The organism is Macrococcus capreoli, assembly GCF_025628935.1.
GTDB classification, from domain to species: Bacteria; Bacillota; Bacilli; order Staphylococcales; family Staphylococcaceae; genus Macrococcoides; species Macrococcoides capreoli.
The window spans coordinates 31,765-51,931 of the sequence record NZ_JAOTIS010000016.1 but is presented as its reverse complement, the minus strand read 5'-3'; the positions used below and the strand labels follow the sequence as shown (position 1 = coordinate 51,931).

At 36.8% G+C, this 20,167-nt stretch carries 19 protein-coding genes; 15 read left to right on the top strand and 4 right to left on the bottom strand.

Annotated elements, in window-relative coordinates:
- Positions 1–6: 6 nt before the first annotated feature.
- Positions 7–558, bottom strand: a complete 552-nt coding sequence (locus tag OCL94_RS11315) for a tRNA (mnm(5)s(2)U34)-methyltransferase (RefSeq protein WP_262997033.1) — start codon at positions 556–558, stop codon at positions 7–9.
- Positions 559–1,506 carry a TIGR01212 family radical SAM protein gene (locus tag OCL94_RS11310; RefSeq protein WP_262997032.1) on the bottom strand — a complete coding sequence of 316 codons (948 nt, stop codon included), beginning with the start codon at positions 1,504–1,506 and terminating at the stop codon, positions 559–561.
- Between the two features lie 88 nt (positions 1,507–1,594).
- On the opposite strand from OCL94_RS11310, the gene OCL94_RS11305 reads away from it, so the two are divergent.
- The 3 genes from OCL94_RS11305 (at position 1,595) to OCL94_RS11295 (ending at position 5,823) form a co-directional block, all read left to right on the top strand.
- Entirely contained in the window at positions 1,595–2,767 is a 1,173-nt protein-coding gene (locus OCL94_RS11305; RefSeq protein ID WP_262997031.1) for an MDR family MFS transporter, read from the top strand.
- A gap of 333 nt (positions 2,768–3,100) precedes the next feature.
- Entirely contained in the window at positions 3,101–5,515 is a 2,415-nt protein-coding gene (gene leuS, locus OCL94_RS11300; protein ID WP_262997030.1) for a leucine--tRNA ligase, read from the top strand.
- 8 nt (positions 5,516–5,523) lie between these two features.
- Entirely contained in the window at positions 5,524–5,823 is a 300-nt protein-coding gene (locus OCL94_RS11295) for a rhodanese-like domain-containing protein (protein ID WP_262997029.1), read from the top strand.
- A gap of 398 nt (positions 5,824–6,221) precedes the next feature.
- On the opposite strand, the gene OCL94_RS11290 is transcribed toward OCL94_RS11295, so the two are convergent.
- A complete protein-coding gene (locus tag OCL94_RS11290) occupies positions 6,222–7,469 on the bottom strand; it encodes a BaiN/RdsA family NAD(P)/FAD-dependent oxidoreductase (protein WP_262997028.1) in 1,248 nt (415 codons plus the stop codon).
- 160 nt (positions 7,470–7,629) lie between these two features.
- On the opposite strand from OCL94_RS11290, the gene OCL94_RS11285 reads away from it, so the two are divergent.
- The 8 genes from OCL94_RS11285 (at position 7,630) to OCL94_RS11250 (ending at position 15,792) form a co-directional block, all read left to right on the top strand.
- Positions 7,630–9,252 (top strand): putative polysaccharide biosynthesis protein, encoded by a 1,623-nt coding sequence (locus tag OCL94_RS11285; RefSeq protein ID WP_262997027.1) that lies wholly within the window; start codon positions 7,630–7,632, stop codon positions 9,250–9,252.
- A complete protein-coding gene (locus OCL94_RS11280; protein ID WP_262997026.1) occupies positions 9,249–9,959 on the top strand; it encodes a pseudouridine synthase in 711 nt (236 codons plus the stop codon). Before OCL94_RS11285 ends, OCL94_RS11280 begins: the two co-directional genes overlap by 4 nt.
- 70 nt (positions 9,960–10,029) lie before the next feature.
- Positions 10,030–10,476: a YtxH domain-containing protein gene (locus OCL94_RS11275; RefSeq protein WP_262997025.1), complete on the top strand. Its 447-nt coding sequence runs from the start codon at positions 10,030–10,032 to the stop codon at positions 10,474–10,476.
- Between the two features lie 125 nt (positions 10,477–10,601).
- Complete coding sequence (gene pepV / locus OCL94_RS11270) at positions 10,602–12,014, top strand: dipeptidase PepV (protein ID WP_262997024.1); 1,413 nt, start codon at positions 10,602–10,604, stop codon at positions 12,012–12,014.
- A gap of 1 nt (position 12,015) precedes the next feature.
- Positions 12,016–12,855: a D-amino-acid transaminase gene (gene dat, locus OCL94_RS11265; RefSeq protein ID WP_262997023.1), complete on the top strand. Its 840-nt coding sequence runs from the start codon at positions 12,016–12,018 to the stop codon at positions 12,853–12,855.
- A 186-nt stretch (positions 12,856–13,041) separates the two neighbouring features.
- Positions 13,042–13,833, top strand: a complete 792-nt coding sequence (locus tag OCL94_RS11260) for a phosphotransferase family protein (protein ID WP_262997036.1) — start codon at positions 13,042–13,044, stop codon at positions 13,831–13,833.
- 13 nt (positions 13,834–13,846) lie between these two features.
- Positions 13,847–14,482, top strand: coding sequence for a tRNA (guanosine(46)-N7)-methyltransferase TrmB (gene trmB / locus OCL94_RS11255; protein WP_262997022.1), 636 nt, complete (start codon positions 13,847–13,849; stop codon positions 14,480–14,482).
- A 104-nt stretch (positions 14,483–14,586) separates the two neighbouring features.
- Positions 14,587–15,792, top strand: a complete 1,206-nt coding sequence (locus OCL94_RS11250) for a MalY/PatB family protein (RefSeq protein WP_262997021.1) — start codon at positions 14,587–14,589, stop codon at positions 15,790–15,792.
- 276 nt (positions 15,793–16,068) lie between these two features.
- On the opposite strand, the gene OCL94_RS11245 is transcribed toward OCL94_RS11250, so the two are convergent.
- Complete coding sequence (locus OCL94_RS11245; protein WP_262997020.1) at positions 16,069–16,353, bottom strand: hypothetical protein; 285 nt, start codon at positions 16,351–16,353, stop codon at positions 16,069–16,071.
- A gap of 87 nt (positions 16,354–16,440) precedes the next feature.
- Between OCL94_RS11245 and OCL94_RS11240 the strand changes: the two genes are divergently transcribed.
- From OCL94_RS11240 to OCL94_RS11225, 4 genes are all read left to right on the top strand, one after another.
- The gene (locus tag OCL94_RS11240; protein WP_262997019.1) at positions 16,441–17,505 is read left to right on the top strand and encodes a M42 family metallopeptidase; all 1,065 of its coding nucleotides are present in this window, start codon (positions 16,441–16,443) and stop codon (positions 17,503–17,505) included.
- 134 nt (positions 17,506–17,639) lie between these two features.
- Entirely contained in the window at positions 17,640–18,404 is a 765-nt protein-coding gene (locus tag OCL94_RS11235; RefSeq protein WP_262997018.1) for an amino acid ABC transporter substrate-binding protein, read from the top strand.
- A complete protein-coding gene (locus tag OCL94_RS11230) occupies positions 18,388–19,107 on the top strand; it encodes an amino acid ABC transporter permease (RefSeq protein ID WP_262997035.1) in 720 nt (239 codons plus the stop codon). Before OCL94_RS11235 ends, OCL94_RS11230 begins: the two co-directional genes overlap by 17 nt.
- Positions 19,104–19,832, top strand: a complete 729-nt coding sequence (locus tag OCL94_RS11225; protein WP_262997017.1) for an amino acid ABC transporter ATP-binding protein — start codon at positions 19,104–19,106, stop codon at positions 19,830–19,832. The genes OCL94_RS11230 and OCL94_RS11225 overlap by 4 nt, the downstream gene beginning before the upstream one ends.
- Positions 19,833–20,167: the final 335 nt, after the last annotated feature.

Sequence of the window (20,167 nt, the reverse complement as noted above, 5' to 3'; positions counted from 1 at the left end):
ATTATTTTATCTTTTTTCAATACCGACCACAAATGGTGGGTTATTTTTTTGGTTAATAAATTCGTATTTAAAAATATGTGCGGTTTGCTGATCAATTTGAGCTAAATAATTGAGCACGGCATCTTTCTCAATTTGTCCTTCAGCATGTCCCGGGTAAATAACGAGTATAATAATCCCGTGTGGTTCTAATATTGAGAAAATATGTTCAATCGCTTGTATCGTGGTTTCTGGTAATGTCACAATCGATTTATCGCCTTTCGGTAAATAGCCAAGATTAAATATCGCAAGTCGAACGGGTGACGTTACAACTTGTAATACGTGTTCATGTCCAAGTTGATGATAACTTATATTATGATAGTCTTTCGTTTTTTCTTTTGTGTTATTAATCGCTTGTGGCTGTATATCGAAGGCGTGAATATGTCCTGTATGATTTAACGTTTGAGCTAAATATAAAGTATCATTGCCGTTACCACATGTCGCATCAATTACTGTAACATCCTGGTCGATATATTTCGTAATCAAATCTCTGGCAAATGGTAATACACCTAACGCTTTCATTTATTGAACTTCCTTATTATAGTATTTACCTTGATAACTGTTACGGTTTTTAAGTTCGGCATCAATCCCGTTCAATACTTCCCATTTATTTACGCTCCACATCGGTCCGATCATTAAATCAATCGGTCCGTCACCGGTAATACGATGGATAATCATTTCTTCCGGTAACACTTCTAACTGGTCAGCGACAAGTTTCACATAGTCTTCCTTGCTCATAAATTCAACCATACCTTTTTCGTATTGTTTCACCATCGGCGTGCCTTTTAGTAAGTGAAGTAAATGGATCTTAATACCCTGCACATCCATTTGCGCAACGGTACGTGCAGTTTCCATCATCATGTCGTAGTCTTCTAATGGCAGGCCGTTAATAATATGCGTACAAATATTGATGTTGTGTTTACGTAATTTCGCGACACCTTCGTAGTAACACTGCATATCGTGTGCACGGTTAATGATGTTGGACGTTTTCTCATGAACGGTTTGCAGTCCAAGTTCAACCCATAGATATGTTCTTTCATTTAGTTCGGCTAAGTATTCAACAACGTCATCAGGCAGACAGTCAGGTCGCGTAGCAATCGATAATCCAACAACGCCAGGTTGTGCAAGCGCTGCTTCATATTTTTCTTTTAATACGTCTAAAGGTGCGTGCGTATTTGTATACGCTTGAAAATAAGCGATATACTGTCCGTCATGCCATTTTTCATGCATTTTATTTTTAATTTTTTCGAATTGAACTGGAATCGGATCAACGCGGTCACCAGCGAAATCACCACTTCCAGCAGCAGAACAGAATGTACAACCACCAAAAGCGACAGTACCATCCCTATTCGGGCAATCGAATCCACCTTCTAAAGCCACTTTAAAGATTTTTGTGCCAAACTTTTGTCTTAAATGATAATTCCATGTATGATAAAGTTTTGAATCCAATGCATATTTAAATTGTGTCATTTTTTCTCCCTCTTTCTTAACATTAGGATTTTAACATATAATAGAGGTATTCGGGGAAAAATAATGCTTAGAGGAGGCAGTTATATTCATGAAAATGCCAAAACTTGTTTGGCTATTAGTTATCGGAATGGCGGTTAATGTGACGGGGGCGAGTTTAGTCTGGCCACTTAACACTATATATTTACATAATGAACTCGGAAAGAGTTTAAGTCTCGCAGGCTTTGTCTTAATGTTAAACTCTTTCGCTTCAGTTCTAGGCAATTTATTAGGTGGAACAATGTTTGATAAATATGGTGGGTATCGTTCGATATTAATCGGGATCATCATTTCAATGTTAAGTTTAGTCGGTATTATTTTCTTACATGGCTGGCCTTGGTACGCCATTTGGTTAGTCATATTAGGTTTTGGTTCAGGGATTGTCTTTCCATCTATATATGCGATGGCAGGTACTGCATGGCCACAAGGAGGGCGTAAGACGTTCAACGCGATTTATTTATCTCAAAATATTGGTGTAGCACTCGGCGCAGCATTAGGCGGATTTATAGCAGAATTAAGTTTTGATTATATTTTTATGTTGAATTTAATGTTATATGTCGTATTTTTCTGTATTGCGGTGTTTGGATACCGTTCATCTAAAGTTGTACAAACAGGCGGCAACGTAATGAAAGATGTGGGTAATATTAAAGATAAACATCGATTTACAGCATTAATACTCATTTGTATTACGTATTGTGTTTGCTGGGTTGGTTATGTTCAATGGCAATCAACGATTTCAAGTTATACGCAGGATTTAGGGATATCGCTAAAGCAATACAGTTTATTATGGGCGGTTAACGGTGTTCTTATTATTGTCGGACAACCGTTAATACGACCGGTTATTCATCTTATGAGTGAGAAGATTAAATTGCAAATTGCGACAGGGTTAATCATCTTTATTATTTCATACGTTGTGACAAGTTTTGCGCAGGACTTTACGATGTTTGTTGTCGGTATGGTCATATTAACAATTGGTGAAATGTTTGTCTGGCCAGCTGTCCCGACGATAGCGAATGAATTAGCACCAGAAGGTCGTACAGGCGTGTATCAGGGGATTGTTAATTCTACTGCAACGTTAGGCCGTGCGATTGGGCCGGTGCTTGGTGGAATGATTGTCGATATGTATAATATGCATTTCATGTTCTATACGATGATTGGTTTTGTCTGTATCGGCTTTATATTCCTTTCAATTTATGATAAACGTATTAAGACACCTTCAGTTTAGAAGCGTTTATTATTACACTAAAAATTTAAAATATTTGCATAATTCGAATTAATTGTTTAAGATGTTTTTAATAATTTAATAAAAAACTTGAAAAAGCATCAACGCTCCTATATAGTAAATATATCTAGAGTAGTAGTAAGCAAACAATTTCAAGAAAGCCAGTGGTTGCTGTGAACTGGTAATTGTAACTTATGAACTTGCTAGTGTTAAATAGTATATTTAAAGCTGCACTTTTAAAGTGAATTGCGGGTGGTACCGCGGTTGTCATAGATGACAGTCGTCCCTAATTATTAGGGATGGCTGTCTTTTTTTATTAAAAAGGAGGAAATGAACATGAGCTTTAATCATCAATCAATTGAAAAGAAATGGCAGAAATACTGGCTAGACAATAAGACATTTAAAACAACGGACGATACGGATAAACCGAAATTCTTCGCACTCGATATGTTCCCTTATCCATCAGGTGCTGGACTTCACGTTGGGCATCCAGAAGGATATACTGCAACAGATATCGTGTCTCGTTTCAAGCGTATGCAAGGCTATAACGTATTACATCCAATGGGTTGGGATGCGTTCGGTTTACCAGCTGAGCAGTATGCGATCGATACAGGTAATGACCCTGCTGAATTCACTAAGAAAAATATTGCAACATTTAAGCGACAAATTCAGGAACTTGGCTTTAGTTATGACTGGGATCGTGAAGTAAATACGACAGATCCAGAATATTATAAATGGACACAATGGATCTTTATCCAATTGTACAAAAAAGGTTTAGCGTATGTAGATGAAGTGGCAGTGAACTGGTGTCCGGCACTTGGTACAGTACTTTCAAACGAAGAGGTCGTTGATGGCGTTTCAGAACGTGGCGGACACCCAGTCATTCGTAAACCGATGCGTCAATGGGTATTAAAAATTACTGAATATGCAGATCGTTTATTAGAAGATTTAGATGACTTAGATTGGCCTGAATCACTTAAAGATATGCAACGAAACTGGATTGGTAAATCAGAAGGTGCAGAAGTTGAGTTTAAAGTTGATGGTAAAGATGCATCATTTAAAGTATTTACAACACGTCCGGATACGATTTTCGGTGCAACGTATGCAGTCCTTTCACCAGAGCATGCATTAGTTGAACAAATTACGACAGACGCGCAACGTGAAGCGATTACCGCATACCAGGAACAAGCGAGCCGTAAATCTGATTTAGAACGTACAGATTTAGCGAAAGATAAAACAGGTGTGTTCACTGGAAGTTATGCAGTTAACCCGTTTACTGATGAATTAATGCCAATCTGGATTTCAGATTACGTATTAGCATCATATGGTACAGGTGCGATTATGGCGGTGCCTGCACATGATGAGCGTGACTATGAATTCGCGAAACAATTCGGTTTAGAAATTAAAGCAGTGCTTGAAGGTGGAGACATCGACAAAGAAGCGTTCACTGGTGACGGTTTACATATTAACTCTGGTGAAATAGATGGCTTAAATAAAGAAGAAGGTATTCAGCGTGCCATTGAAATGCTTGAAGCAAAAGGCATTGGTGAGAAAAAAATCTCATACAAATTACGTGACTGGTTATTCTCACGTCAACGTTATTGGGGTGAACCAATTCCAGTAATTATCTGGGAAGATGGTTCAATGACAACGGTACCTGAAGAAGAATTACCGTTAATGTTACCGAAGACAGATAAGATTATGCCATCAGGTACAGGTGAATCACCGCTTGCAAACATTGATGAATTTATTAATGTAGTAGATCCTGTAACAGGTATGAAAGGACGTCGTGAAACGAATACGATGCCTCAATGGGCAGGATCTTGCTGGTATTACTTACGTTATATCGATCCACATAACAGTGAAGCTATAGCGGATCCAGAGAAATTAAAATATTGGTTACCGGTTGATTTATATATCGGTGGGGCAGAGCATGCTGTATTGCACTTATTATATGCTCGTTTCTGGCATAAAGTCCTTTACGATTTAGGCGTAGTACCAACGAAAGAACCATTCCAGAAATTATTCAATCAAGGTATGATTCTCGGTGAAGGTAACGAAAAAATGAGTAAATCAAAAGGTAACGTCGTTAATCCAGATGACGTTGTTGAAAGCCACGGAGCAGACACATTACGTTTATACGAAATGTTTATGGGACCATTAGATGCATCTATTGCATGGAGTACAAACGGTTTAGACGGTGCGCGTCGCTTCTTAGACCGAGTATACCGTGCGTTCGTTACTGAAGAAGGGACATTAAATGCGAAAGTTGTAGAAAGTGCAACACCAGACTTAGAAAAAGTATATCACCAGACAGTGAAGAAAGTGACAGAAGACTACAATACGTTAGGCTTTAACACGGCAATTTCACAAATGATGGTATTCATTAACGAAGTGTATAAACAAGATGCTGTAAGCCGTGAATATGTTGAAGGATTTGTGAAATTATTATCACCAATTGCACCGCATATTACTGAAGAGATCTGGGCGATCTTAGGTCATTCAGATACAATTACGTATGAAGCTTGGCCGACATTTGATGAAAGTAAACTTGTTGATAATGAAGTTGAAATCGTTATACAAGTGAACGGTAAAGTGAAATTAAAAGCAAAAGTTGCGAAAGATACAGATAAAGAAGCATTAGAAGCATTTGCGTTAGCACAAGATGCGATTAAAACACAAATTGAAGGTAAGACTATCCGTAAAGTGATTGCGGTTCCGAATAAATTAGTGAATATCGTAGCGAACTAGGAGAGTATATGAAAAATATTAGTACAGAGGAATTTGTAGAGAAAGTAAAATGTGGTGAAGCGCTTAATATCATCGATGTTCGTGAACCATTTGAAGTGGAACAAGGGATGCTTAAAGGTGCTTTACATATACCAATGAATGATATACCTGAGCGTATGGATGAACTCGATAAGGAACAGGCATATTATATCGTATGTGCACATGCAGTGCGCAGCGCTAACGTTACACAATATTTGTTAGGAAACGGCTATAAAGCGATGAATGTTGAGGGTGGTATGGCAGTTATTGCGCCGATGTTAAGTGAATAGGAAATAGGATAATACCGGATACTCTGTGAGTGTCCGGTATTTTTTTGTAATGGCAGAGGTCGTAAGTTGGAACAAATAAAGACGTAAGCGGCTGTAAAACAAAAATACAACCGCTTACTCATGTAAGATTGAAAAAATAAAGGCGTAAACGGCTGTAAAACAAAAATACAACCGCTTACTCATGTAAGATTGAAAAAATAAAGGCGTAAACGGCTGTAAAACAAAAATACAACCGCTTACTCATGTAAGATTGAAAAAATAAAGGCATAAACGGCTGTAAAACAAAAATACAACCGCTTACTCATGTAAGATTGAAAAAATAAAGGCGTAAACGGCTGTAAAACAAAAATACAGCCGCCTATTCAAATAACCAGTCTGTTCTTAAAATAATTAATTTTCTACCTACAACTCATCCCAGCCACATATCCTGTCACCAATGCACTCGTTATATTGTACCCACCTGTATATCCATGAATATCTAACACTTCACCACAGAAATATAAGTTATCATGTAATTTCGACTGCATCGTTGCTGGAACGATTTCTTTAACTGATACGCCGCCTCCTGTAACGAATGCTTTGTCGATAGATAGTGTACCGTTCACCACAAACTTAAATCCCTTTAACAATTCGACAAACGTTTTCAAGTTTTCTTTCTTGAGGTGATGACCGTTGTCTTCCATATTCAATTCAGCACGCTCTAATAATAAGTGCAGATAACGTTCCTGCACCAGGCCTTTCAAGCTATTCTTAATCGTTTTATCTTTATTATCGTTAATCATTTTTTCGATATCACGCGTTAATGCACCGATCGTCATCTCAGGAAACGCATCAATCATCATGACAATATCCTGTTTCTTCTGGCTCTTCTGCTCATGATAAATAAACTGTGAACAGCGTAGTGCGGCAGGGCCAGATATGCCAAAGTGTGTAAATAGCATATCCATCTGATGGGTAATACGTGGTTTACCATTTTTACGTAATACGCTTAGTCCAACATTTTGTAAACTTAACCCTTGTAAAACTTTTGACTTAATAAATGGTTCACTCGATGTAATCGGTACTTCAGTCGGGAAGAGCTCTGTAATCGAATGACCTGCTTGTTCAGCAAACACATAGCCATCTCCAGTAGAACCTGTATGTGGAACAGATTTACCACCAGTCGCGATAATAATGTTATTTGCATAAACCGGAATATTATCGGATAACATTACACCAATGATTTTGTTGTTTTCAATGAGTAGCGATTCAACTTTCGTCGTTGTTCTTACTTCAACGTTGTTGTTCACAAGTTGCTGTTTTAACGCATTTACGACATCTTTTGCGTTATCAGAGACCGGAAACATTCGACCGTGATCTTCTTCTTTTAAAGCAACACCAAGTCGCTCAAAATATTCAATAATCGCATAATTATCAAACGTATTAAACGCACTATATAAAAACTTGCCGTTACCCGGTAAATGTTTAATCAGTTCTTCATGCGTAACATTGTTCGTAACATTACATCTACCGCCACCCGATATTTGCAATTTACGTCCTAATTTATCTTTTTTATCAATCAGCAATACTTTTTTTTGATGTTCGCTGGCGCTAATCGCAGCCATTAAGCCACTCGGACCACCGCCAATTACTATCGTTTCATACATTGTATAACCTCCATTCGCAATCATTATACATATTATTTAGTGTAAAATATATGAATTCAGTAGTTAAATTTTTATAATGGTGGTATGATAATCTACATTGAAAATGAGTAGAATGTACATTTGTACAAACTCTAAAATTTATGAAGATAGGGATGAAGTTATGTCACAGAAAGATTCACTCGTCAGAAGTACATTCTTACTGACAGCGAGTATTTTTATTACGAAGATTTTAGGGATTCTTTACATTATTCCTTTCTATGCAATTATCGGTGGAGAGGAAAATTTATCACCGTACAACATGGCATATCCGCCATATGTCGTGATGTTAACGATCGCAGCGGGGGGTATTCCGCTGGCGGTAGCCAAATATGTATCTAAGTATAATGCAATCGGAGCTTATAAAGTGAGTTATAAGCTTTATAAATCCTCATTACTTGTTATGGGATTAACCGGCTTTTTAGGATTTGTTGTCCTTTATTTCTTAAGTCCAATGATAGCAGAAGCTTCGCTTGCAGGTTCAGAAGGAATCTGGAAAGTAGAAGATATTACTGAAATCATTCGTATTATTTCTTTTGCGGTATTATTTATTCCGTTTCTTGCTACTTGGCGTGGTATATTCCAAGGTTATGATTCAATGGGACCAACTGCTGTATCGCAAGTAATCGAACAAATTGCCCGTATATTATTCTTACTAGGCGGGACATTTATCGTATTAAACGTGATGCACAAATCTGTATTACTCGCCAATGAAATTGCAGTCTTTGCTGCTGCGATAGGTGCAATCGGTGCAATTCTTACACTTTGGTATTACTGGAGAAAGCGTAAACCGTATATCGATGAAATGGTTGCATCAGATGATTCTAATACGGATGTTAGTTATGGCAGTATGTATAAAGAAATATTAAAGTATAGTATTCCATTTGTTATCGTAAGTTTATGTGTACCACTTTATACAACAATCGATCAGTTCACGCATAACTTTGCACTTGGTTTAGCCGGTGTACCTGGTAAGATGAATGATATGTTACTGACAATATTAAATACAACAACGAATAAATTAGTGATGATTCCGACATCTTTAGCAGGTGGATTTGCGATTAGTTTAGTACCATCAATTACACGTACGCATGCTTCAGGTAAGATTAACGAAATGCATCAGCAAATCAAAACGACATTCGGTTTATTAATGTTCTTAACAGTACCAGCAGCGCTCGGCATCATGGTGCTTGCAGGCCCACTATACACAGTATTTTATAGTTATAATCCTGTAGCGAACAATATTCTTTTCTATTATGCACCTGTCAGTATATTACTTGCTTTAGTATCAGTGACTGCTGCAATGATGCAAGGAATTGATAAACAGAACTTAACAGTGTTTATCGTTATTGCAGCACTCTTAGTTAAATTAGTCATTAATATTCCGTTAATTATGGCGTTCCATACGGTAGGTGCGATTATCGCAACTGCAATTGCGATGACATTCAATATAACTTGTAATTTATATGTCATCAAAAAATATGCCGGCTTTAAATACCGTTCGACAGCCGGACAGATGTTAATGATAACGTTATACGGCTTAATCATGGTCGTTGTCGTACAAATCGTATATCTAGTGATGATTCAATTTTTATCAATTTCAAGCAAAATGGATGCATTAATTATTCTATGTGTCGGTGCGTTCGTCGGTGCATTTGTCTATGCGGCTTTATCAATGAAATCCCGATTAGCCGATCAATTTTTCGGTGCACGCGTTCAGTCGATTCGAAATAGGTTGACACGATGAGACTCGATAAGTTTTTAAGTCATCATGGCGTTGGTTCAAGAAAAGACGTTAAAGCGTTAGTTAAGAAAAAAGTGATTACGGTAAACGGTAATACTGTAACTAAAGCAGACATGAAATTAAATCCGGAAACAGATACTGTAATGGTTCAAGATGAAGTGATTCATTTTGAACCATATGTTTATATCATGTTAAATAAACCAGCGGGTGTTGTATCAAGTACACAGGATAAAGATAGAACGGTCATCGATATTGTGAGTGGATTCGAGCACTATGATTTACATCCTGTCGGACGCTTAGATAAAGATACGGAAGGTTTACTTATATTGACGAATGATGGTCAGTTCACACATGACGTACTCAGTCCGAAGAAACATGTCAACAAGACGTATTTCGCTAAAATTGACGGTATCGTATCTGATGAAACGGTGAAACAATTTCAGCACGGTGTAACGCTGGATGATGGGTATCATACAATGCCAGGCTTGTTAACCATTATGAATGTGAACAGTGCAGAACAAACGAGTGAGGTCGAATTAATTATTCAGGAAGGAAAATTCCATCAAGTGAAACGCATGTTTGAAGCAGTCGGTATGAAAGTGACGTACTTAAAGCGTATTAAGATGGGGAATCTTGCGTTAGATGCCACTTTAAGCACGGGAGACTATAAGAAATTATCACCCGAAGAAATAAAATGTGTTAGAAATTAAAATTTAAATGTTTACACATATTAACGGTGGGTATAGTTACAGTACAAATCAAAAGAAGAGGTGTTTTAAAATGGCGAATAACAATCAAACAAGTTTATTAAAAGCAGCATTAGTAATTGGAGGAACTGCAGTTGCAGCATTCCTTTCAAAAAAAGAAAACAGAGATAAAGTATTAAACGAATACAATAAAGCGAAGCAAGACCCGAAAGCATATGCAGATTCTGCTAAAGAAAAAGCAGTAAACTTACAACAAGTTGCTAAAGAAGAAATCAACAAAGTGAAAGAAGATCCAAATGCTTATAAAGCGAACTTATCTTCTAAAGTTGAAGAAAAAGTTGCACCATTAAAAGAAAAAGCAGCGCCTTACGCTGAAAAATTCGTGAAAAAAGATGGTTCAATTGAAGAAGAAAAACAAAACTTCGACGATGAAGGTGGCGCGAACAACATTCATATCGTAACAGATAAAGATGTAGCGAACAATAATCCGAATGCGGTTTCTAAAGACGAATTAAAATAATAAGATGTATAGATAAGTCAGCCAATTTGGCTGGCTTTTTTTATTTATTTAAATTTTCTATAATTGTTTTCATTTCTCTGTTGTATCATGTAATATAAGGTTATATCGCTTGAGGAGGAATCGTTATGTGGAGAGAGAAAGTAGCGCAATACGAAGATAAAATTATTGCAGACTTAACAGGTTTATTAAATATTGAAAGTGTACGTGATGACAGTTTAGCGGATGCAGAAAATCCAGTAGGTCCAGGTCCACGTCAAGCACTTGAATACATGTATGAAATTGCACAGCGTGATGGCTATCAAACAGTTGATATCGATCATATTGCTGGGCGTATTGAAGCGGGGAAAGGTGAAGAAATCTTTGGTGTGTTATGTCACGTTGACGTCGTACCTGCAGGTAGTGGATGGGATACAAACCCGTTTGATGCGGTAGTTACGGAAGATAAAGTTATTGCACGTGGGACGTTAGATGACAAAGGGCCAACGATTGCAGCATATTATGCTATTAAAATTTTAGATGATATGAAAGTAGATTGGAAGAAAAAAATTCATATCATTATCGGAACAGATGAAGAATCAGGTTGGAAATGTACGAACCGTTACTTCGAAACTGAACCGATGCCGGATTTAGGGATTGCCCCGGATGCAGACTTCCCGTTAATACACGGTGAAAAAGGGATTACTACATTTGATATTATTCAAAATAGTAACGAAGAAAGCGAAACAGCGCCTGAAGTTGAGTTAAAAGCATTTAAAGCAGGCGAACGTTACAACATGGTACCTGACTTTGCTGAAGCGAAAGTTGAAGTTAAAGAAAAAATGGACGCAGTGATTCAATCATTTGAAGGCTTCTTAATAGAACATAAATTAGCAGGTAAACAATTTGTTGAGAATGGTCAGTTATCACTTCAAATTGAAGGTAAATCTGTACACGGCATGGAACCATTTAAAGGTGTGAATGCTGGATTATATTTAATTCACTTCTTAAATACTTTAGATTTAGATAAGAAAGCGAAATCATTTGTGAACTTTGGTGATACGTATTTATTCGATTCACATTATGGTGAAAAGTTAGGTATGGCTTTTGAATCTAAAGAGATGGGTCAATTAACTACAAACTATGGTGTGATGAGTTATACAGATGTTGATGGCGGTCATTATGGTGTAAACTTACGTTATCCAAACGGCTTTGATTTCGAAGCTGAAATAAACCGTTTCGAAACACAAATTGCACAAGCTGGATTTGAAATTGAAGTCAGCACGCACCAAGTACCACATTATGTTGATAAGAATGATCCGTTCGTTCAAAAGTTATTAACAGCTTACCGTAATCAAACAGGTGATATGACTGAACCATATACTATTGGTGGAGGAACATATGCACGTAATTTAGAAAAAGGTGTTGCATTCGGTGCAATGTTTAAAGACTCAGAAGACTTAATGCATCAGAAGAATGAATATATTAGTAAGAAACAATTATTTGATGCGACTGCAATTTACTTAGAAGCGATTCATGCCGTATGTGTAGAAGGTGAGTAATATGGTGATATTTTTAAACGGAAATTACGTCGCTGAAGATACACAGATTAGTTATAACGATCGCGGTATTCAGTTTGGAGACGGTGTTTATGAAGTTGTGCGAGTGTATGAAGGGAAACTCTTTACCGCTGAAGAACATTTCGAACGACTCGTTCGCAGTACACAAGAGATTGCAATTGAGAGTCCATATTCATCATCTGAATATATTGAGATTTGTAATACGTTAATTGAAAGAAATGATATTCATAATGGTACGATTTACGTACAGGTGACGCGTGGAGATGCGATAAGAAACCATGCATATCCAAAAGACGTGAAACCGAACGTACTTTTATATACGAATAGTGTTGAGCGCCCAGTAAACGAAATTCAAAGCGGTATTCCAGTGATTACTGCAGAAGACTTCAGATGGTTGCGTTGTGATATTAAAAGTTTAAATTTATTAGGTAATATTATGAATAAGCAGAAAGCTGTTGAACAAGGTGCGAAAGAATGTATTCAAATTCGAAATGGCATCGTGACTGAAGGCGCATCAAGCAATGTTTATATCGTGAAAGACGGTAAGATTATGACGCACCCTGCAAATAATTTCATCTTGAATGGTATTACGCGCCGTGTCATTCAACAAATTGCGGCACATGAAAATATTCCATTCGAAGAAGTGACATTTGATGCATCAACGTTAAAAGCAGCGGATGAAGTCTTTATTTCAAGCACTACGCAAGAAGTTATGCCGGTCGTGTCAATTGATGGTACTCTGATCAATCAAGGAAATGTCGGGCCCGTCGTGAAGCAACTTCAAAGTCAGTTTGAAGCAACCATTCATCAACTGCACGGTTAAAAGTTGTTGAATTACACTGTGTGTAACAAATGAACATATATTCACGGTCCGATAGAAAGTTAGACTTGAATATTTTTATAAAAGGATATAAAATTTAAATAAGTCGTTAAAACGTTCGAACTAAAAATAAGGCAAGAGATTATTTCTCATTGCCTTTTCTTTTTTCTACTGTGGGAGGTGAACATGTTGGAACATTTCTATCAGCTTGGCTGGACATTAGATTCTGCTGGAGGTGCTTCAGGTGAAGCATATATGGCAGAACAGGATGGTCGTAAGCTATTTCTTAAACGTAATTCTTCGCCGTTCTTAGCTGCATTGTCAGCTGAGGGGATCGTGCCGAAGCTCGTTTGGACGAAACGTATTGAAACGGGCGAAGTCGTAACTGCTCAGCATTGGAAGAATGGACGATCATTAACACATGAAGAAATGGGTTCCCAACGTGTTGCGAAACTCCTGAAAAAAATCCATCGCTCTAAACCTTTACTTAATATGTTAAAGCGTTTAGAAATGAAGCCGATGTATCCTCATATACTCCTTAAGAAAATTAATAGCTCTTTATCGCGTAACGTATTAACACATCATACGATTAGAAAAGCTTTAATTTATCTTGAAGAGCATATGCCGAATTTAGATGGTCAATTCTATACGGTATGTCATGGTGACGTTAACCACAATAACTGGTTATTGTCTGATCAGGATGAACTGTTTCTTGTTGACTGGGAAGGTGCAATGATTGCAGACCCGGCAATTGATTTAGGGATGATTCTTTATACGTATAGTGATGAAGTGGACTGGGAACAGTGGCTATCTACATACGGTATTGAATATACAATCGATTTAGAGAAACGTATGAAATGGTATACGATTATCCAGGCTATTGCGATGATTGAATGGTATGAAGAGAAAAGCAGATACCACGATATGAATGAATGGTTAAAGTTTTTAGATGAAGTATTAACACAGAATAGATTTATTTAAAGGAGTAACATAAATGAGAATGCGAAATAAGCCGTGGGCAGAAGACTATTTGCTCGCGCATAAAGATATTGTCAGTATCGACTTATCTCAAAAAGACAATATCACATCATGGTTTGAAACGGAGCAACCGATTCATATTGAAGTTGGTAGTGGTATGGGACGTTTTATTACTGAGATGGCAAAGGCTAATCCTGATATTAATTACATCGGTATCGAACGTGATAAGAATGTCATGATTCGTATCGTTGAGAAAGCGATTGAACAGAATATAAAAAATTTACGTCTGTTAACCGTTGATGCAGAGAAATTGACTGAAATTTTTAATCCGGGTGAAATTGATCGTGTCTATTTAAACTTCTCTGATCCATGGCCAAAGACGCGTCATGCAAAGCGCCGCTTAACACATGAGAACTTCTTAAAAGTATATCAAACGATATTGAAAGAAGACGGCGAAATTCATTTTAAGACGGATAATCAAGGTTTATTTGAATATTCAATTGAAAGTATGAGTCAGTTTGGTATGAAGCTTAAAAACATTAATTTAAATTTACATGAAAATGAACCTGCTGATAATATTAAGACCGAATATGAACAGAAATTTTCGGCTAAAGGATTTAGAATTAATCGTTTAGAAGCAACATTTAAATAATTGCGTACTTTTAAAAGATGAGACAACGGGTCTCATCTTTTTTTTATCGTGTGTTTAGTGTAGACTGAAAGTAATGGGAAAATTTACTGAACGCGGAGGATGCTATGTATCAATTTAATGAGACGATTAACCGTTTGAATACAAATGCTGTACAAACTGAAATGTTGCCTTTAATTTATGGTCGTCGTGATTTAATGCCATTCTGGATTGCAGATATGGACATTAAGACACCAGAGAAAGTTACGCAGGCGATTGCTGATCGTTTGACGCACGGCGTGTTTGGATATACCAACTGGAAAAACGATAATTTTTATACGCCGATTAGACATTGGTTTAAGACGCGCTTTAATACAAACGTATTAAAGCAAGATTTAAGTTATGCACCATCAGTGTTATTTACGATTACAGAAGCGATAAGACTGTTAACAAACGAAGGTGATGGTGTGATTTTGAACACACCGGCGTATCATAACTTTATTCAGCTCATTCAAGGGAATCATCGTATGATTGTTGAGAATGAACTTTTTTATGATGGTTATGAATATACGATGGATTTTGTTCAGTTTGAGTATTTATGTCAAATGCCGCAAAATAAAGTATTTTTATTATGTAATCCACATAATCCGACTGGAAAAGTTTTTTCTGAGCAGGAGATATTAAAGATTATTGAAATTTGTAAAAAATACGACGTGTATATTATTTCAGATGAAATTCATATGGATTTTGTGCGACGCGGGCAGCACGTGACACTTGCGCAATTTATGCACGAGTACGACCATATGCTTGTGACAACGTGTTTAGGGAAAAGCTTTAATATTTCTGGGATACCGCATGCGTATTTTATTACGAAAGATAAATTTATGAGTGAAACAATCAATACGAAAGTGATGTCAGTGTACGGACTTGCAGCAGTGAACCTTGTTGCATTGACGGTGATTAAGACCGCTTATTTAGAATGTGCAGACTGGCTGGATGAATTAAATGCGCATATCGATAATAATATGACCATAGTGGAAGATTACATTGCAGATCATTTATCGGATTGTTTATTCTTCCAGAAGCCTGATGCTACATTTTTAGCATGGATAGACTTTGCGAAAAGTGGATTTAATGAAATTGAAGTGCAGGATGCATTACAAAATGTCGGGAAGATTGCAACAGGAATTGGGAATACATTTGAACTTTCAGCAAGTACGCATTTTAGGTTTAATGTGGCATGTAGTGAAGAAAAATTATTAGAAGGATTAGAACGTATTCAACGTTCATTTGATTATTTAAAAGCACAACAGGAAGAGAGGGCTGAAATATAAACGGGTATTATCACCCGTTCGACAGCCTCTCGGATTAAACGGCGTTTCCAAAGCAGTCACTTGACAAACTTCAGCAATCATTACGAAATCAAAGTACGATTTATTATGATTGCTTCCAGTTTGCTCGTGCCTAATCGCTTTGTCGACAGCCTCTCGGATTAAACGGCGTCTCACGGGCAGACGCATGATAAACTTCGACAAATCTATCAAAATCAAAAAGCGATTTTTCAGCTTTGTCTCCAGTTTACTTGCGTCTTATCGCCCGTTCGACAGCCTCTATATTTCTTTCGTATCAATCAAATCGCCCGTATAGGCATCAACTGTAAATTCAAAGTCTTTATCAGTTGTATTGATAATACCGCGGTAAATGTGTGTGATTTGACCAAATTTTTCTTGTTTTTCAGGTTCATAAATAATCACTGAACCCGTAACATTTTCATATTGACTAACAATTGTTTTTAATAAATATTCTGGATTTTTCATCGCGATATGAGATCTTAATTGGTATAACGTTATACCTGTAATAACAGCAATCGGAATAATGATTTGATATTTTTTCATATAATGATTCCTCTCATTGAAATGTGTGATGTAGTATGCATGCGTTTCATTTATATTGATTATATTCTACCATAAGGAGTAAATAACATGACAGAACAACTATTCAATACAATAAAAACTTTAACAGAATTACACGGGGCACCAGGTCATGAGCGTTTAGTGCGTGACTATTTAATTGAAAGATTATCTCCACTTGCTGATGAAGTATTACAGGACGGTTTAGGTGGCGTATTCTTCTTAAAAAAATCTAAACAAGCTAATGCAAAGCGTGTTATGATTGCAGCTCATATGGATGAAGTTGGATTTATGGTAACGGATATTACGGATAAAGGATTGCTCAAATTTACTGAAATCGGAGGCTGGCCAGCCGATGTATTACAAGCACAAAAAATGAAAGTATTAACGCGTGATAATAAACAATATAGTGGTGTTATCGGCAGTGTGCCGGCACATTTTAGAACGGGTAAAGAAGCAACACCTCAAATAAAAGATATGTTATTAGATGTCGGTGCTGAAACAAAAGAAGAAGTGCTTGAAATGGGTATTCATGTAGGTGACTCAATCGTACCGGCAGTTGACTTTGAGCAGTTAACCGCGAATAGATTTTTATGCAAAGCGTGGGATAATCGCTACGGTTGTACGATTATTATTGATTTATTTGAACAATTAAAAGATAAAGCATTACCTTTCGACTTATATGTCGGTGCAAATGTCCAGGAAGAAGTGGGATTACGTGGTGCTGGACCATCTGCTAATATGATTCAACCAGACTTAGCATTTGTTGTGGACTGTTCACCAGCAAATGACACAGCAGGAAGTAATGCCAATGGTAAACTTGGAGAAGGGACATTAGTGCGTATTATTGACCGTACGATGATTTTGAAGCCATCATTTAAACAATGGCTCCTTGAGACGTATGAGGCTAATAATATTCAACACCAGTATTATACGTCACCAGGAGGTACGGATGGCGGTGTGATTCATACGGCTTTACAAGGCATTCCAACTGCAGTGATTGGCGTACCAGCACGCTACATTCATTCTAATCATACGATATTTGATATTCGAGATTATTATGCAGCACGTGACGGATTAATGGCGTTACTACAAGCAACGAATGACGAACGCATTGAATATTTAAAGTTGAATTAAATTGGAAGATGAGGCATATAAATGAATATGTCTCATCTTTTTTGTAATAACGGCATGTTTTTGTTGACTTAAAATAAAAATGCTTTAAAATAAAACCTATTCCGAGTAAATTGATAAGAATAGGAGAATGGAAAATGAAAAAAATATTAGCAATTATTTTTGCAGCATTGTTTGTCCTTACAGCATGTGGTAACAATAGCACAGATAAAAAAGATAACGCAAAAGAAATTACGATTGGTACAGAAGGAACATACGCACCATTTACGTTCCATGACAAAGACAACAAATTGACAGGGTTTGATATTGAAATTGCAGAAGCAGTTGCAAAAAAAGCTGGATACAAAGTGAAATTTGTTGAAACACAATGGGATTCAATGTTCTCTGGTTTAAATTCAGGTCGTTTTGATACAATTGCCAACCAAGTCGGTATGGATGCAGATCGTAAGAAAAAATATAACTTCTCAAAACCATATACATACACAAAAGGTGTATTAGTAACACGTAAAAACTCAGATATTAAATCGTTTGATGATGTTAAAGGTAAAGATTTAGCGCAAACATTAACTTCAAACTATGGTAAGTTAGCGAAAGAAAAAGGTGCTAAAGTTACTGCAGTAGAAGGATTTAACCAAGCGATGGAAATGGTATTATCAAACCGTGTTGAAGGTACATTTAACGATAAAATTTCTGTATTAGATTATTTAAAACAAAAGAAAAATGCTGATATCAAAATTGTAGAAGGCAATGCAGAAAAAACACAATCAGGATTTGTATTTACAAAGAAAACAGATGAAAAAGTAATTAAAGATTTCGATAAAGCGATTGATGCTTTACAAAAAGACGGTACAATGAAAAAAATTAGTGAAAAATGGTTCGGTGAAGATGTCACTCGTCCTTAATGAAGAAATGTCACATGCCCTGAATGCGGCGGCTCAAGCTTTTGAGCCAATGCTTTGGGGTTTAGTCAAATATTCGATTCCAATTGCGATTGTTACGTTTATACTAGGATTTATTATTGCAATCTTTACAGCGTTAGCACGAATTTCGAACAAAAAGATATTGCGTATTCCAGCACGTATTTACGTATCAATCTTCCGAGGAACACCAATGCTTGTACAGATGTTTATCATCTTCTTCGGTATTCCTGAAATCGGCCGTCTGATTACAGGAGATCCGGATCAGGCATTTAAACTCGGATCTATTACAGCAGCGACTATATCACTGAGCTTAAATGTAGGTGCATATGGTTCTGAAATAATTCGTGGTGGTATATTATCTGTGCCACACGGGCAAACAGAAGCTGCATATTCCATCGGTATGAGTCATAAACAAACGATGCAGCGTATTATTTTACCTCAAGCGATCCGTACGGCTACACCCGCTTTAGGCAATACTTTCTTGAGCTTAATTAAAGATACATCACTTTTAGGATATATTTTAGTTGCAGAAATGTTTAGAAATGCCCAGCAAGTAGCTTCTACGACTTATGAATTTTTATCAATTTATACACTGGTTGCGATAATGTACTGGGTCGTATGTTTTATCGTATCTGTAATTCAAGGTATTTATGAATCAAGAGTTGAAAGGAAGTATCAACGATGATTTCAATTCAAAATTTAGTGAAACAATTTGGTGACAAAACAGTATTAAAGGATATCGATTTAGAAGTTAGTAATGGGGAAGTTGTTGTACTAATTGGCCGTAGTGGTTCTGGGAAGACAACTTTATTACGTACGATGAACGCCTTAGAAATACCAACTTCAGGAACGGTTACAGTTGACGGTGTGTCATATACTGCTCAAGATAAGAAGTCACAAATTGATGTACGTAAGAAGACAGGTATGGTATTTCAAAACTTTCAATTGTTCCCGCATATGACGGCAATTGAAAATGTAATGGAAGGTCTTGTTCAAGTGAAAGGGATGAAAAAGCCTGAAGCAGAACAAGTTGCATTAAATTTACTTGAGAAAGTTGATTTACTTCATGTAAAAGATCAATATCCAGTTTCATTATCAGGAGGTCAGCAACAACGTGTCGGTATTGCAAGAGCACTTGCGATGAATCCGAAAGTCATGTTATTTGATGAACCGACCTCTGCACTTGATCCGGAATTAGTTCAGGAAGTATTGAAAGTTATTAAAGGATTACGTGATGAAGGTATGACGATGGTGATTGTGACACATGAAATGGCATTTGCCAGAAGTGTAGCAGATAAAGTTGCATTTATTCATGATGGACGTATAGAAGAAATCGATCATCCAGAACAAATATTTACGAATCCTAAATCTGAACATTTAAGAAGATTTTTAAATATTTTATCAATATAAATATATTGCGCTTGCTTGGCTAATTGATGCCAAGTGAGCGCATTTTTTTAGTGTTAATGTTGATTGGTGGGTGAGCGATAATGTTAAATATCGCTCACTCGAGGTTGATTTGAGTCATGAGTGAGCCGGAAGAATAGTTTGCAGCTCACTCGAGGTTGATTTGAGTCATGAGTGAGCCGGAAGAATGGTTTGCAGCTCACTCGAGGTTGATTTGAGTCATGAGTGAGCCGGAAGAATGGTTTGCAGCTCACTCGAGGTTGATTTGAGTCATGAGTGAGCCGGAAGAATGGTTTGCAGCTCACTGACATCACTAAATAATATCCATTATTAATTTC